The 14,901-nt window shown below is 74.1% G+C and carries 14 protein-coding genes; 5 read left to right on the plus strand and 9 right to left on the minus strand.

What is annotated here, in order from left to right:
- Positions 1-15: 15 nt before the first annotated feature.
- The 5 genes from IGA62_RS04190 to glnA all read right to left on the minus strand — a co-directional run bounded on the left by IGA62_RS04190 (position 16) and on the right by glnA (position 6,575).
- Positions 16-3,321 (minus strand): NACHT domain-containing protein, encoded by a 3,306-nt coding sequence (locus tag IGA62_RS04190; protein ID WP_190289254.1) that lies wholly within the window; start codon positions 3,319-3,321, stop codon positions 16-18.
- 141 nt (positions 3,322-3,462) lie between these two features.
- Positions 3,463-3,831 carry a VOC family protein gene (locus IGA62_RS04195; protein ID WP_145816169.1) on the minus strand — a complete coding sequence of 123 codons (369 nt, stop codon included), beginning with the start codon at positions 3,829-3,831 and terminating at the stop codon, positions 3,463-3,465.
- A 162-nt stretch (positions 3,832-3,993) separates the two neighbouring features.
- A complete protein-coding gene (locus IGA62_RS04200) occupies positions 3,994-4,686 on the minus strand; it encodes a helix-turn-helix transcriptional regulator (RefSeq protein ID WP_145816168.1) in 693 nt (230 codons plus the stop codon).
- 35 nt (positions 4,687-4,721) lie between these two features.
- Positions 4,722-5,147 carry a DUF350 domain-containing protein gene (locus IGA62_RS04205; RefSeq protein WP_145816167.1) on the minus strand — a complete coding sequence of 142 codons (426 nt, stop codon included), beginning with the start codon at positions 5,145-5,147 and terminating at the stop codon, positions 4,722-4,724.
- A 78-nt stretch (positions 5,148-5,225) separates the two neighbouring features.
- On the minus strand, positions 5,226-6,575 hold the full coding sequence (glnA, locus tag IGA62_RS04210; RefSeq protein WP_145821805.1) for a type I glutamate--ammonia ligase: 1,350 nt from the start codon (positions 6,573-6,575) through the stop codon (positions 5,226-5,228).
- A gap of 185 nt (positions 6,576-6,760) precedes the next feature.
- Here glnA and IGA62_RS04215 point away from each other — a divergent pair, with 185 nt between their 5' ends.
- The 3 genes from IGA62_RS04215 to IGA62_RS04225 all read left to right on the plus strand — a co-directional run bounded on the left by IGA62_RS04215 (position 6,761) and on the right by IGA62_RS04225 (position 10,169).
- A complete protein-coding gene (locus tag IGA62_RS04215) occupies positions 6,761-8,524 on the plus strand; it encodes an NAD+ synthase (protein ID WP_145816166.1) in 1,764 nt (587 codons plus the stop codon).
- Positions 8,525-8,645: 121 nt separating this feature from the next.
- The gene (panB, locus tag IGA62_RS04220; protein ID WP_145816165.1) at positions 8,646-9,539 is read left to right on the plus strand and encodes a 3-methyl-2-oxobutanoate hydroxymethyltransferase; all 894 of its coding nucleotides are present in this window, start codon (positions 8,646-8,648) and stop codon (positions 9,537-9,539) included.
- Between the two features lie 102 nt (positions 9,540-9,641).
- Positions 9,642-10,169 (plus strand): hypothetical protein, encoded by a 528-nt coding sequence (locus IGA62_RS04225; protein WP_145816164.1) that lies wholly within the window; start codon positions 9,642-9,644, stop codon positions 10,167-10,169.
- Here the strand turns inward: IGA62_RS04225 and npdG are convergent.
- The 4 genes from npdG to IGA62_RS04245 form a co-directional block, all read right to left on the minus strand.
- Positions 10,156-10,854 carry an NADPH-dependent F420 reductase gene (npdG, locus tag IGA62_RS04230; protein WP_145816163.1) on the minus strand — a complete coding sequence of 233 codons (699 nt, stop codon included), beginning with the start codon at positions 10,852-10,854 and terminating at the stop codon, positions 10,156-10,158. The two genes, IGA62_RS04225 and npdG, sit on opposite strands and share 14 nt — an antisense overlap.
- Positions 10,855-10,960: 106 nt before the next feature.
- Entirely contained in the window at positions 10,961-12,385 is a 1,425-nt protein-coding gene (locus tag IGA62_RS04235; protein WP_145816162.1) for an RNB domain-containing ribonuclease, read from the minus strand.
- Between the two features lie 126 nt (positions 12,386-12,511).
- Entirely contained in the window at positions 12,512-13,384 is an 873-nt protein-coding gene (locus IGA62_RS04240; protein WP_186499747.1) for a histone, read from the minus strand.
- A gap of 82 nt (positions 13,385-13,466) precedes the next feature.
- The gene (locus IGA62_RS04245; protein WP_232624870.1) at positions 13,467-13,667 is read right to left on the minus strand and encodes a hypothetical protein; all 201 of its coding nucleotides are present in this window, start codon (positions 13,665-13,667) and stop codon (positions 13,467-13,469) included.
- A gap of 379 nt (positions 13,668-14,046) precedes the next feature.
- On the opposite strand from IGA62_RS04245, the gene IGA62_RS04250 reads away from it, so the two are divergent.
- Together IGA62_RS04250 and IGA62_RS04255 are read left to right on the plus strand one after the other, a co-directional pair.
- A complete protein-coding gene (locus IGA62_RS04250) occupies positions 14,047-14,418 on the plus strand; it encodes a hypothetical protein (protein WP_145816160.1) in 372 nt (123 codons plus the stop codon).
- Complete coding sequence (locus IGA62_RS04255) at positions 14,415-14,900, plus strand: roadblock/LC7 domain-containing protein (RefSeq protein ID WP_145816159.1); 486 nt, start codon at positions 14,415-14,417, stop codon at positions 14,898-14,900. The genes IGA62_RS04250 and IGA62_RS04255 overlap by 4 nt, the downstream gene beginning before the upstream one ends.
- Position 14,901: the final 1 nt, after the last annotated feature.

Raw genomic sequence — 14,901 nt, forward strand, 5'->3', positions numbered from 1 at the left:
CGACGACCGGGACGGTCAGCCGTTCCGGTCGTCGGGGCTCGGGGGGCGCGGCGACGGGAGCAGGTCCGGTCGGTGCCGGGCCAGCACCGCCACCAGGCGGTTCGCCGTGCTCGCCGCCAGCACGCCGTCGTCGAGCAGGCCGAGGTCGGCGAGCCGGCCCAGGGCGTGGCCGACCAGGTCCCGATCGTCCCGGCCCGACCGGTCGGAGAGTTCGGACACCGCGTGCACGATCTGGGCGGCCAGCCCGTCGTCCACGTCGGCGCCGCGCTCGACGACGGCCAGGGTGGCCCGGACGTACGCGGAGAGCGCCCGCACCTCCCAGCGGCTCATCCCGTGGATCCCGCCGAGCAGCTCCGTGCCGAGCGCGGGCGGCACCGCGTGGTCCACGGCGAGCCGGTCGAAGAGCAGGGTCGCCAGATCCGACTCCTCGAAGGGCGACCGCTCCCGGTCGAGGTGCCCGATCATCCGCGCCACCGCGCCGTACACGCGGGCCCGTCCGGCCGCGTCGGCACTCTGGAGGGGCAGCAGCAGCATCGCGAGCAGGTGGTGCGCCACCGACCGGTGGCCCGTCGACGGCACCAGCGAGTCCAACGCCGACGGCAGGCGGGTCAGCAGGGGTTCCAGGGCGTGCGTCACCGCGTCGCCCTGCGGGTCGCACTCGAAGTGCGCCGTCCGCCGCAGCACCGGCGCGCCCCGGTTCGGCAGCACGTGGATCGTCCCCGACTCCACACGCTCCGCCGGGGCGTACGTCCACTCCGGGTCGACCGGCGGCGGCTGCCAGGTCCCGTCGGCGAGGCGGAGCCGGACGTCGCGGCGGCCACCGTCGCCGAGCCGGTCCAGCGCGACCGCGTTGACCAGGCCGCGGTACTCGTCGTCGGTGAGCTGGGAGCGCCAGAGCAGCGCCTGCCGGGTCCACGACGACCGCACGTCCCCGTCCCCGGGATAGAGCTGCCGACCGGAGACGTCGCCGGCCAGGCAGACCAGCAGCACCAGCAGGTTCGCGCTGTACGCGGCGTGCCGGGCCGGGACCGGCAGCGCCCGGGGCCGGTACGCCGCGAAACGCCGGGGCGGCCGGTCGTCGTGCACGCCGTGGAAGAGGCGGAGCAGCACCTCGGCGGCGTCGTCACGTCGCTCGGCGGGCCACGACCGGAGGATCTCGGTGAGGAAGGTGACCACCGGGGCCCGGCCGGTCAGGGTGGCCGAGGAGAGCAGCGCGTGCAGCGGGTCGTCGTCCACGTCGCGGCGCAGGCTGACCGCCGCGGCGACGGCGGCCATCTCGCCGAGGACCAGGGCGGCCGTCCGGGCGACCAGGAACTCGCCGAAGGTGGCGTGCAGGAACTCGTACGTCGCACGCCGGTCGTCGTCCCGGTTCGCCTGCGAGCGGTGCACGAAGAAGAACCGCCCGAGCAGCATCCCGGCGGGACGCAACGGGACCCGCAGGTCGTTGCCGGACCGGCTGGCCGGCGGTGCGGCGAGGAAGGGCAGGGCGGCGAGGTCCGTTTCGAGGTCCTCCTCGGTGACCCACTGGACGCCCCGGTTGAACATCGCGTACGCGACCACCGCCAGCCGTCGCAGTTCCTCTTCGGCGGCCCGCGCCAGCTCCCGTTCGGGCAGGTCGGGGCGGTGCTTGCCGACCTCGCGGCGGGCGAAGCTGCGCAGCAGCCGTTCGTACAGCTCGCTGCGGCGCAGCTCACCGGCGGCGGCGAGGTCGTTGCCGGCGGCGGCGTACAGGGCGAGCATCAGCAGCAGCAGCGGCTGCTCGGCCAGTTCCCGGTGGGCCAGCACCGCCTCCGGGTCCAACGGTCGGACCCCGAGCCGGGCGAAGTGGTGCACGTTGACCGCGTTCCACACCTGCACCCAGCGTCCCACCCGGGCCCGGTCGAACGGTTCGAGCCGCAACGCCACCGCCCCGGGTGGGGGCTTGGCCCGGTCGGCGACGCTGGTCCGGCTGGTGACCAGCACCGCCACCGGTCGTCCCTGGTCGGCTTCCCGGCGCTGGAACGCGGCGACCCGCAGCAGGTAGTCGGTCTGGGTCACCCCGGTGGCCTGGAGCAGCTCGTCGAAGCCGTCGAGGAGCACCACGGGCAGCGCGTCGCCGGCCGAGCGCACCAGCGCCGGCCAGTCCAGCCGTTCCCCGGTGGCGTACCGGACGCTCTGTTCGATCTGCTCCTGGAGGTCCGTCTCGACGCGGACCTCGCGGAGCACCACCCGGACGACCAGGAAGTCGGCGGCCGGCAGCTGGGCCGCCAGGACCCGGGTGAGGACGGACTTGCCCGAGCCGGGTTGGCCGAGCACCAGCAGCGGCGCCCGGGTGGCCATCGCCGAGGTGAGGTACCAGGCGAGCAGGTCGGGCAGGTCGTGCCGGACCGGCTGTCCCCGCCACCACACCTCGTCGCTGGGGCGGGCCTGCCCGTCGAGGGCCGCGACCCGGCACAGCGGCGGGACGTACGCCTCACCGAGGGTGGGCACCTCCATCCCGGCCGGCACCTCTCCCGCCTCGACGATCGGCCGGTCCAGTGCCGCGGTGTACGCGCGGGCCAGCGCGGCCGGCCACCCCTGCGGCGGTCGTCCGGTGGAGACGTCGGTGAGCACCCGACGCAGCTCGGCGAGGCCGAGGGCGACGCGGTGCACCTCCTGGCGGGTGGCCTCGTGCTCGTGCCGCCCCGACCAGTACGCCACCTCGGGGAACTCCACCGCCAGCGCGAGGCTCAGGTCCCGGTACCGGCGCACGGCCAGGCGCGGGACGGCCGCCAGCGCCTCCCGGAACGCCCGCTGCCGGGTGGTGTCGAGCCGTTCCCAGGCGGCCAGCCCGGTCACGTGCACGGCGAGCTGCTCGGCGATGGTGCGGTAGTACCGGTCGAGGGCCTCACCGAGCCGGGCCGGGGGCAGGTGCGGGCCGGGCACCGGGGCGGGCAGCGCGAACATGCTCCGGGTGACCGCCCTCGGGTCGGCCGGCCCACCGCCGGCGACGGCGAGTTGCTCGGTCTTCCCGATCTCCAGGTCGGCGAAGGCGAACGGCAGGTCGACCTCGTGCAGCACCTCGAAGAAGGCGGTGACCGCGATGACCGCGTGCGCCGCCTCCAACCGTTCGGTCCGGCCGTACCGGGACAGCCCGGAGCGCTGTTCGGTGAGGTGCCGCAGCAGGTCCCGGCCGAGCCGGACGAACTCCCCCTTGGCGTCGAAGATGCCCAGCAGAGCGGGCACCGGTACCGCCCCGGCGAGCAGCGCCCAGCCGGCCAGCCGGTCGAACGTCTCGACGAACCGGCTGCGCTCCCCTCCGAGCAGGCGTACGGCGTCGGCGTAACTGAGTTCGTCCGGCACGGTCCGCTTCCCTCCCACGACTCCCCGGAGTCAGCATGCCGGACCCGCGCACCCGGTCGTCCACCGGCCGGGCGACCTTGGACAGTTGCCGTCCACACACGACGCCAACTGTCCAAGGTCGCAGGTGACCGGGGCGGAGGGTCAGGAGGCGGGCGGGGTGAAGACGCCGATGTGGTTTCCCGTCGGGTCGATCAGGTTGGCGAAGGTGAGCCCGCTCGGGGTGGTGGTCAGCGGCACCAGCACCCGGCCGCCGGCCGCCTCGGCCCGCCGGCAGGTGTCGGCCACGTCGGCCACCTGCACGTAGAAGATCGCGTAGTTCGGGGTGCCGTCGGTCGCGCGGATCGCACCGCCGATCCCGTCACCCGTGCCGCCCTCGGTCACCCGGTACGACCGGCCCGGCGCACCCTGCTCCTCGAAGGTCCAGCCGAACAGCTCGCCGTAGAAGCGTTCCGCCTCCTCGGGGCGGTCGCTGCCGATCTCGAACCAGTTCACGACGTTGGTCGTGGTCATGTCTGCCTCCCGTACGTCGCGCCGGCCGGTCGACCGGCGCTGTCCACGGTCAGCCTCGACCCGCACTGCGACACCGTCCTGTCGGTGTTTCCCCCGCAGTTTCGCGAACCGGACGGAGCCCGGCGGGGAAACCGCGGGGATTCAGACCAGGCGGACGGGAATTCAGACCAGGGAGAGTTGGCGGACCACCTGCTGCGGGATATCCAGGTCGTCGGGACGCAGCTCCCGGGTGACCGGCTCGGGCAGCGCGGTCACCGTGACGATCCGGTCGGTCCGGAAGGCCCGCGGGCCGTCGCGCAGTCGGCACCAGGCCAGCAGGTACCAGTGCCAGGGGTTGCCGAGGAAGCCCAGCGGCTCGACGACCCGCTCGGTGGCGACGCCGGCCCGGTCGGCGTACCCGATGCGCAGGACCCGACGGGCGATGACCGCACCGGCGACGGCGGCCGGGACGGGCTCGGCCGGTCCACCACCGACGAGGTGCACCCGCCCGGCCAGCCGGCGGGCCTCGGCGGCGTCGGCCGGCGGCAGCACCGCGAGCAGCTTGCGCAACGCCGAAGCGCCCGCCTCGGCGAACGGGCCGCCGCCGAGGCGGTGCAACGCGACGGCCATCGCCACCGCCTCGACGGCGGTGAGGTTGACCGGTGGCAGCGTGTGCGCCCGGTCGACGACATACCCGCCGGTGCGGCCCGGCTCGGCCCAGATCGGCACGCCGGCCTGCTGCAACGCGCCGATGTCGCGCTCGATGGTGCGCGCGCTGACCTCGAAGCGCTGCGCGAGCCAGCGTGCGCTGCGCGGCCGGGGCGAGACCGCCCGCAGCTCCTCCACCAGGGCGTAGAGACGGTCCGTCCGGTTCACGCCCGGACGCTAGCCTCCGGGTACGACAGGGCGGGTCAGGCGATGCAGGCGCAGACGATCAACGCGGCCCCGAAGTGGGTGGCCGCGCTGACCCGGGCCGCCGGGTGCGGCTCGTCGGCGCAGATGATCGCGCCCAGCCGGCCCGGGGTGAGCAGGTCGAGCGCGAAGAACGCCAGCGCCATGATCAGCAGGCCGACCAGCCCGAAGACCGCCGTCGAGGCGAGCCCCTTGGCGAAGTCGTCGTAGCTGGTGAAGATCGCGGTGAACACGATCGCGGCGATGCCGAGCTGGTTGGCGGCGAGCAGCAACGCGGCGTTGCCGTTGCGCTGCACCCAGATGAGATCCCGGAGCTTGCCGGGGGTGAGCACGTCGACCAGGCCGAAGCCGGCCGCCATCAGCACGACACCGACGATTCCGTAGACGACGCTCTGCATCGCTCCGGTGAGCAGGTCCTCCAGCACCGACTGCCTCCCACAGGGGGTGCCGGTCAGGGGATGCCGGCACGTGGTGGCACACGATAGCGGCAGGCCGCAACCAGGTCAGAGGGAGAGGTAGCGTTGCCGCTCGTAGGGGGTGACCTCGCGGCGGTACTGCTCCCACTCGGCGCGCTTGTTGCGGAGGAAGAAGTCGAAGACGTGCTCACCGAGCACCTCGGCGACCAGCTCGGAGCCGGACATCACGTCGATCGCCTCGGCCAGGTTCTCCGGCAGGGCCTCGTACCCCATCGCCTTGCGCTCGGCGCTGGACAGCGACCAGACGTCGTCCTCGGCGCCCGGCGGCAGCTCGTAGCCCTCCTCGATGCCCTTGAGCCCGGCGCCGAGCATGACCGCGAAGGCGAGGTACGGGTTGGCCGCCGAGTCCAGCGAGCGCACCTCCACCCGGGCCGAGTTCGGCTTGCCGTAGGCGGGGACGCGGACCAGCGCGGACCGGTTGAGGTGACCCCAGCAGACGTACGCCGGGCTCTCGGTGATCCGGTCCGGCAGCGCCAGCGGGAAGAGCCGCTTGTACGAGTTGACCCACTGGTTGGTCACCGCGGTGTACTCCCGGGCGTGCGTCAGCAGGCCCGCGATGAAGGACTTCGCCACCTTGGAGAGCTTCATCGGGTCTTCGGCGTCGTGGAACGCGTTGCGCTCCCCCTCGAACAGCGAGAGGTGGGTGTGCATGCCGCTGCCCGGCTGGTCGGTGAAGGGCTTCGGCATGAAGCTGGCCTGCACGCCGGTGGAGAGCGCGACCTCCTTCACCACGTGCCGGAAGGTCATGATGTTGTCGGCGGTGGTCAGCGCGTCGGCGTAGCGCAGGTCGATCTCCTGCTGGCCGGGGGCGACCTCGTGGTGGCTGAACTCGACCGAGATGCCGATGCGCTCCAGGGCGAGCACCGCCTGCCGGCGGAAGTCCCGGGCCACCGCGTGGGTGGTGTGCTCGAAGTAGCCGCCGGTGTCCACCGGGAGCGGCACCGAACCGTCCTGCGGGCCATTCTCCAGCAGGAAGAACTCGATCTCGGGGTGGGTGTAGAAGGTGAAGCCCTTGTCCGCCGCCCGGGACAGCGCCCGGCGCAGCACGTGCCGGGGGTCGGCCCAGGACGGGCTGCCGTCGGGCAGGAGGATGTCGCAGAACATCCGGGCGCTCTCGCCGCTGACCCCGCCCTCGAAGGGGAAGACCTGGAAGGTGGTCGGGTCGGGCATGGCCACCATGTCGGACTCGAAGACCCGGGCGAAGCCCTCGATCGCCGAGCCGTCGAACCCGATGCCCTCCTCGAAGGCGGCCTCCAGTTCGGCGGGTGCGACGGAGACGCTCTTGAGCGTGCCGAGCACGTCGGTGAACCACAACCGGACGAACCGGATGTCCCGCTCTTCCAGCGTACGGAGGACGAACTCCTGCTGACGGTCCACTTCCACCCCTCGCACGTCGCACGCCCGCCGCCGGAACACCCCGGGACGGCCTGACCGACCAGTCTCCACCGGCCTCGTTACGCCGACGTTACGCGACCGCCGCCCGGCCATGCGCCGGACCCGCGCCGGCTCCGGGCGGGGCCGCCCGCCGCGCCGGCCCCGACCGGCTGGGGCAAGATGAGGACATGCCCACCCTGCGCCTCGCTCTCGCCCAGGTCAACCCGACGGTCGGCGATCTGGCCGGCAACGCCGAGCTGGTCCGCCGGTGGACCCGCCGGGCGGCGGACGCCGGTGCCCGGCTGGTCGCCTTCCCGGAGATGGTGCTGACCGGCTACCCCGTCGAGGACCTGGTCTTCCGTCGCTCGTTCGTGGCCGCGTCCCGGTCGGCGCTGCACTCCCTCGCCGCCGACCTGGCCGCCGACGGCCTCGGTGACCTGCCGGTCGTGGTCGGCTACCTGGACGCCGACGGGCCGCCGCAGGTCAGCGTCGACGCCGAACCGGGCCGGGGGGCGCGCAACGCCGCGGCGGTGCTGCACGGCGGCACCGTGGTGGCCACCTACTTCAAGCACCACCTGCCCAACTACGGCGTCTTCGACGAGGACCGCTACTTCGTGCCCGGCGACACGCTGACCGTGGTGCGGGTCGACGGCGTGGACGTCGCGCTGACCATCTGCGAGGACCTCTGGCAGGTCGGTGGGCCGTTCGCGGTGGCCCGGCAGGCCGGGGTGGGGCTGGTGGTCACCATCAACGGCTCGCCGTACGAGCTGAACAAGGACGACATCCGACTCCCGCTGGTCGGCCGCCGGGCCGTCGAGGCCGGAGCCGCCATCGCGTACGTCAACATGGTCGGCGGCCAGGACGAGCTGGTCTTCGAGGGCGACTCGATGGTGGTGGCCGCCGACGGCACGCTGCTCGCCCGCGCCCCGCAGTTCGTCGATCACCTGATGGTGCACGACCTGGACCTGCCGGCCGCCCCGGAGTCCGGCACCCCGGATTCCGGCGAGCTGGCCGACGGGATGCGGATCAGCCGCACCCGGATCAGCGAGGCCGGGGCCGCACCGGCCGGACCGCCGGCCGCCGGGGGGATCTTCGAGCCGGTCGCCGACGAGGCCGAGGTGTGGCAGGCCCTGGTGCTGGGGCTGCGCGACTACGTCGACAAGAACCGGTTCCCCTCGGTGGTGCTCGGCCTCTCCGGCGGCATCGACTCGGCGGTGGTGGCGGCCCTCGCGGTCGACGCGCTCGGCCCGCAGCGGGTGGTCGGGGTCTCGCTGCCCAGCCAGCACTCCTCCGAACACTCCCGCTCCGACGCCGCGGAGCTGGCCGAGCGGACCGGGCTGGACTACCGCGTCGAGCCGATCCAGCCGATGGTGGACACCTTCCTGGCGAACATGTCGCTGTCCGGCGTGAGCGTGGAGAACCTCCAGGCCCGGGTCCGGGGCGTGATCCTGATGGCGCTGTCGAACCAGGAGGGGCACCTCGTCCTCACCACCGGCAACAAGAGCGAGCTGGCGGTCGGCTACTCCACCCTGTACGGCGACTCGGTCGGCGGCTACAACCCGGTCAAGGACGTCTGGAAGACGCTGGTCTGGCGACTGGCGAAGTGGCGCAACGCCGACGCGGCCAGCCGGGGCGAGACGCCGCCGATCCCGGAGAACTCGATCGGCAAGCCGCCGAGCGCCGAGCTGAGCCCCGGCCAGCTCGACAGCGACACCCTGCCCGACTACACGGTGCTCGACCCGATCCTGATCGGTTACGTCGACGGCGACCTGGGCCGGGACGGGCTGGTCGAGGCGGGTCACGACGCGGCGGTGATCGACCGGGTGCTGCGGATGGTGGATACCGCCGAGTACAAGCGCCGGCAGTCCGCCCCGGGCACGAAGATCTCCATGAAGGCGTTCGGCCGGGATCGGCGGCTGCCGATCACCAACCGGTGGCGCGAGCACGGCTGAGGCACGGCGCCCACGGGCTGTGAATTCCTCCACTGCGCTCTGCCGGGCCGCCCTCGGGCGGTGCGACGATGCGGGGTGACCCGGGGACCGCGAGGGCGGCCTCGAGGCGAGAGGAGCGGACATGTCCGATGTAGTGAGCGGTGCCGCGCCCACCGGGCCGACCGGCGGCCCGTCGGCGGACCCGCCGGCCGAGGTGACGGCGCTCTACGGCGGGCCGGCGACCCGGCGGGTACGCACCCGGGACCTGCTCGCCGCCAAGGAGCGCGGCGAGCGGTGGCCGATGCTGACCGCGTACGACCAGTACACCGCCGCGATCTTCGACCAGGCGGGCATTCCGGTGCTGCTGGTCGGCGACTCGGCGGCGAACAACGTCTTCGGGCACGAGACGACGCTGCCGGTGACCGTCGAGGAGATGCTGTCCCTGGTCCGGGCGGTGGTCCGGGCCACCCGGCACACCCTGGTCGTGGCCGACCTGCCCTTCGGCTCGTACGAGGAGGGGCCGACGCAGGCACTGCGCACGGCGGTGCGGTTCATGAAGGAGGGCGGCTGCCACGCGGTGAAGCTGGAGGGCGGCCGGCGCTACGCGCCGCAGATCGAGGCGATCACCGGGGCGGGGATCCCGGTGATGGCGCACGTCGGCTTCACCCCGCAGCGGGAGCACGTCATCGGCGGGTACCGGGTGCAGGGACGCGGCGAGGCCGCCGAGGAGGTGCTGGCCGACGCGCAGGCGGTGGCCGGGGCGGGAGCCTTCGCGGTGGTGCTGGAGATGGTGCCCGGTGAGGTCGCCAAGCGGGTGACCGGTGCGCTGACCATCCCGACCGTCGGCATCGGCGCCGGTCCGGACACCGACGCTCAGGTGCTGGTCTGGCAGGACATGGCCGGCCTGCGCACCGGTAGGGCCCCCCGTTTCGTCAAGCGCTACGCCGACCTGGCCGGCACGCTGACCGACGCGACGCGCCGCTTCGCCGACGAGGTCCGCGCCGGCGAGTTCCCGGCCGCCGAGCACACGTTCTGAGGCCGCTGTCGGGCCGGGTGCCGCCCGGCCCGACACCCGCCGGAAACGGTCAGCCGGCGACCGGACGTCGCGGTGACGGTGGTCGGCGGCCACAATCGGCGGGTGGGTGACTTCGGGATCCCGGGCTACCGGGCGCGGTGGCTGACCGGGCGGACGGCCGTGGCGACCGCGCACGGGTCACGGCTCGCCGGGTTGACCGGCCGTACGCTGACCCGGGCCTGGCTGGCCTGGGACCTGGCCGGCGACTCCTGGTGGGCCGACTGCCCGGTGCTGCTGGACTTCGCCGGTGAACAGGTCGAGGTCAACCACTGGAAGTTCGACGAGATCGCGATCTCCTGGAACACCGTCGACCCGGCGCGCGACGTCCGGTGGCTCGGCATGGAGGACGCCCCGATCGCCTGGCGTCCGGAGCCGCTACCCGGGCTGGCCGGCCTGGTCGGCCGGCCGCTGGTCGACGTCGAGCTGCTGGAGTGGCACGGCGCCCCGGCCGACCTGGCCAACGGGACCGTGGCGCTCGGGTTCGACTTCGATGACACGGTGCTGGTCGTCTTCAACGCCCTCGACGAGAACGGCCTCTCCGTCGGCCCGCTGCCGCCCGACTACCGGCGGCACCGGCTCACAGGTCGGTGACCCGGATGCCGGCGTGCGCCTTGTAGCGCTTGTTGATGGCGATCAGGTTGGCGGTGAACGCCTCGATCTGGTGCGCGTTGCGCAGCCGGCCGGCGTAGATGCCGCGCATGCCGGGGATCCGGGCGGCCAGCGCGGCGACCACCGCGGCGGCGTCCCGGTCCTCGGTGCAGATGAGCACGTCGAGCTGAATCCGGTCGATCTCCGGGTCGGCCAGCAGGGGCGCGCTGACGTGGTTGAACGCGGCGCACACCCGGGAGTCGGGCAGCAGGGCGGCGGCCTGCTGGACGGCGCTGCCCTCCTCGACGGTCAGCGCGTACGGGCCCTGCTTGTCGAAGCCGAGCGGATTCACGCAGTCGACGACGATCTTGCCGGCGAGCGGCTCGGCCAGGGCGGCGACGGTGGCGGCGTGCCCGTCCCACGGCACCGCCACGATCACGACGTCGCCGCGTCGGGCCACCTCCTCGTTGCCGGCCCCGGTGACGCTGGCGTCGGCGGCCACCCCGGGCAGCGACGCGATCTCCCGCGCGGCCTCCTCGGCGCGCTCGGCGGACCGGGAGCCGATCAGCACGGTCTGCCCGGCCCGGGCGAACCGGTAGGCGAGCCCCCGTCCCTGGTCACCGGTGCCACCGATGATGCCCACGGTCAGCCCGGACACGTCGGGCAGCGCGCTCGCGTCGTATGCCATGCGCTCATCCTCGCAAACGGCCCGTCGGGACGGCAGCGCCGCCGGTGGTGAGAAACCCCGCAGCGGGTCGCCCCACCCCGGTCCGCCGGGGGCCGCTCCGCCCCGGTCAGGCGCGGGCGAAGGCCACCCGGCGGGTGGTCGGATCGGCGGTGACCAGACGGACGGTGACCCGCTCCCCCAGCGGCAGCTCGCCGGTGCAGCGGGCCCGCACCGGCGGCGAGTCCAACGCCACCGTCCCGCCGGGCTGGCGGCCCGGCCGGGTGGCGGGCGCGTCCACGTCCAGCACCGCCGCCTCGAACGTCTCCCCCACCCGGTCGGCGAGCAGCACCGCCTCGGCCAGTTCGATGGCGCCCCGGGTGGCCGCCGAGGCGGTCCGGTCGGTGGTCGCCATCGTCTCCGGCAGTCGCGGCAGCGCCGCACGCGCCCACTCCGGCACCGGCCGGTCCTCGTGGAGGGCGAGGCAGACCTCGGTGGCGTACCGGTCGGCGAGACGCCGCAACGGCGCGGTGACGTGCGCGTACGCGGCGGCCACCCCGCCGTGTCCCGCCTCGGCCGGCACCTCTGCGTCGAAGGCCGTGTACGCGGCCCCGCGCATCAGCTCGGCGGCCTGGTCGACGAAGGCCGCCGCCCGGGGCCGGGCCGGGTCGAGCCGGGCGATCACCTCGCCGACGGACATGCCCTCCGGCCAGTCCACGCCGAGCGGGGCGGCGGCGGCCCGCAGCCGGGCCACCGCCTCCGGTCTCGCGGCGGGCATCGTCCGCAGCAGCCCGATCCGGCCGGCGAGCATGAGGTCGGCGGCGGCCATCCCGGTCAGCAGCGAGATCTGGGCGTTGTGGTCCTCCATCGGCACCGGCCCGCGCAGCACCAGCCGCCAGCCGTCGCCGTCGGGTTCGACGTCCTGCTCGGGCAGGGGCAGGTTGACCGCCCCGCGTCGCAGCCCCCGCGCGGTCAGCAGGGCACCCAGTTCGGGCAGGAGGGCGATCGGCTCGGCCAGCCGCCCGGCGTCGGCGTCGGCCTGCACGCCCCGGTAGTCGAGCTTGGCGCGGCTACGCACCCGGGCCCGTTCCAGGTGTACGCCGACGGTGGCCGCGTCGGCGTCCAGGTCGATGGTCCAGAGCACGGCCGCCCGGTCGACGTCGGGCAGCAGGCTCGCCGCGCCCTCGCTGAGCGTCTCCGGGTGCAGCGGTACGTTGCCGTCGGGCAGGTAGACCGTCTGCCCCCGCCGCCAGGTCTCCGCCTCCAGCGCCCCACCCGGGCGGACGTGGGTGGCGACGTCGGCGATGGCGTACCGCACCCGGTAGCCGCCGCCCGGTCGCCGGGTCAGGCACATCGCCTGGTCCAGGTCCCGGGAGCTGGCCGGGTCGAGGGTGACCAGTGGGACGTCGGTCCGGTCGGCGAACGCCGGCAGGGGGCGCGCCGCCGCCTCGTCCGCCTCCCGCTGCGCCTCGGGTGGGAACCGGTCGGGCAGCCCCAGTTCCCGCCGGAGCGCGCCGAAGTCGATGCGGGGTGCCAGTACGCGTCGGATGACCACGGGACCAATCCTGGCAGCGCGGCAGCGGTTCCGCTCGGGAGGAATCGCCGGCGGTCCGGCCGGCGCGGCGGCCGGTGCCGGTGCCGGTGCGCGTACGCCGTTGCGCCGGAGGAACCCCGACGCGGGTCAGTCGGCCGGGCTGGCCTTCCGGGCGCGGGCCGGGGCGCTGCGGGTCGCGGGCTTGACCGTCGAACGGCCCGCGACCACCTTCCGGCCGGCGGCCTTGCCGGCCGAGGTGGTCCGCTTCGTGGTGGCGGTCGACGTGCTGGTCCGGGCCTCCCGCCGGGCAGCGGCCGAGATGGCGGCGGTCCGGGCCGGAGCCTGCTTCGCCGCCGCCGACGCGGTGCCCGCCGGCCGGCGGGACGTGGCCTTCTTGCGGACCGGGGCCTCGGTGGACGTGGTCGCCTTCCGGACCGCCGGACGGGTCGCCGTCGTCGCCTTGCGCGTCGCCGTGGCGGTCTTCCGCGCCGCAGTGGTCGCCTTCCGGGCGGCTGCCGTCGTCTGCGCGGCGGCGGACCGGGCGGCCGTCGTGTTCCGGACGGCTGCCGGAGCCTTCGTCGCCGTCGTCGAGGCGGTTCGTTTCGCGGTGGTCGCCTTCCGGCCCGTCTCGGCGGTGCGGTCGCCCGCGGCGGAGGCGGTCCGCTTCGCCGCGCCCGTGGCGGTCCGCTTCGCCGTCGTCGTGGTCCGCTTCGCGGTCGTGGTGGTCCGCTTCGCCGCGCCCGCGGCGGCCCGCGTCGCGGTCGTGGTGGTCTTCGGGGCGGCCGGGGCAGCCTTCGTCGTGCCCGCGGTGGGTGCCTGCCGGGCGACCGGGCCGGTCCGCCGGGCGGTGGTGGCACTGGTCGCCGTCACCCCGCCCGCCGGGCCCCGGTGGGCCGCCGTGGTGGACTTACGGACCGGGGTGGTCCTGCTGGCGCCGGTGTTCCGCTCCGCCGCGGCGGTCTTCTTCGCGGTGGTACGGGTGGCGGCCGGGCGGGTGGTGGCCTTGCGTGCGTCGGCCATGTCGTCTCCCTCCTCGGGGACATGCGCTCCCGGGGCTCCGTCCGGAGCCCGGGGTTCCTCGACGCGGGGTGTCCCGCGTCGTTCATCTGTCCTCCCCGGCCCAGCGGGCGTCCTCGGCCTCCCACGCCTCGTTCCGCTCCTGCACCCTCTCCAGGGCGCTCTGGGCGTCGGCGGTCGAAGGGTACGGACCGAGCACGAACTTCGCCGGGCACTTGTCGGCCTCGGTCTCGACCCGGTGGTGTCGCAGGCACCAGTAGTAGCTTCCGCGTCCGCTGTCACTCATGGGATCACTGTGCACCCGGACGCGACCGGCCGCCACCGGATCATGCGTAGCCGCCGATGTCATCCACAGTAGACGTGCTCCGGCCGGCCCGGGGCCGAATCGACGAAGAACGCCGACGGGGTGCCCCGAACGGGTCACCCCACGGTCTCCTAACAGACGCCGCTAGCCGGAGCCATCCACCGGACGGCATGTTGTCCCTGGTCAGTGGGGTACTCCCGGCCGGCTGGTCGAACGGTTGGGCCGTTGTCGAGGTGCGCTGGCCCAGGCGATGTGAAACCCTAATTGCAACGTTCCAAAAGACGTTGCGCTGACCGGGGTCGACCGTTCCCGGCACCGTACCTGCCGGCGGCAGCGCCGTCCCGCTGACTGGGGGAAGTCCGTGGCGAACCTTGACGTCGCCCTGAAGAACGCGATGCAGATCGAGGGGGCCATCGGTGTCGCGGTGGTGGACTACACCAGCGGCATGACGCTCGGCGTCGCGGGGGGCACCGCCGAACTGGACCTGACGGTCGCCGCCGCCGGCAACACCGACGTGGTCCGCGCCAAGATGCGCACCATCGAGATGCTCCAGCTCAACGACGAGATCGAGGACATCCTCATCACGCTCGGCACGCAGTACCACGTGATCCGGCCGCTGACCGGTCGCCACGGCAAGGGTCTCTTCCTCTACCTGATGCTGAGCAAGAGCCGCGCGAACCTGGCCCTCGCCCGGCACCAGCTGCGCACCATCGAGGAGAACCTGGAGTTGTGAGCGCGCTCGTCCCGGGTGAGACGGCCCTTCCCCGGCGGGTCCGGCAGGCCGGCACCCCGCCGCCGCCGGAGCGTCACCCACCGTCGCTGGCCGGGAACCGGTCCCTGCCGTACGCGGCGATCGACACCGAACTGGCCGAGCTGCGGCTCCAGATCCCGGGCGTGACCGGTTGCGTCCTGGGCGGGGTCGACGGTCTGCTCATCACCCACACCATGCCCGACGGGTCGAGCCCCGACGACCTGGCCGCGCTCGCCGCCAGCACCTTCGGCCTCGGCCGGCAGGTCGGTCTCAGCCTCGGGCAGGGGCCGTTCCGGCAGTCCACCGTCCGCAACGCCACGGGCTACCTGAGCGTCTACGCGGTGAACGGCCAGGCGCTGCTCGCCGTGGTCGGCGAGGACACGGTCAACGTGGCACGCCTGCACCTGCACGCCCCCGGCGTGGCCGAGCGCCTCGCCGCTCTCCTGGCCGCCGGCACCGCCTGAG

Source organism: Micromonospora sagamiensis (assembly GCF_014680085.1).
Lineage (GTDB): Bacteria > Actinomycetota > Actinomycetes > Mycobacteriales > Micromonosporaceae > Micromonospora > Micromonospora inyonensis.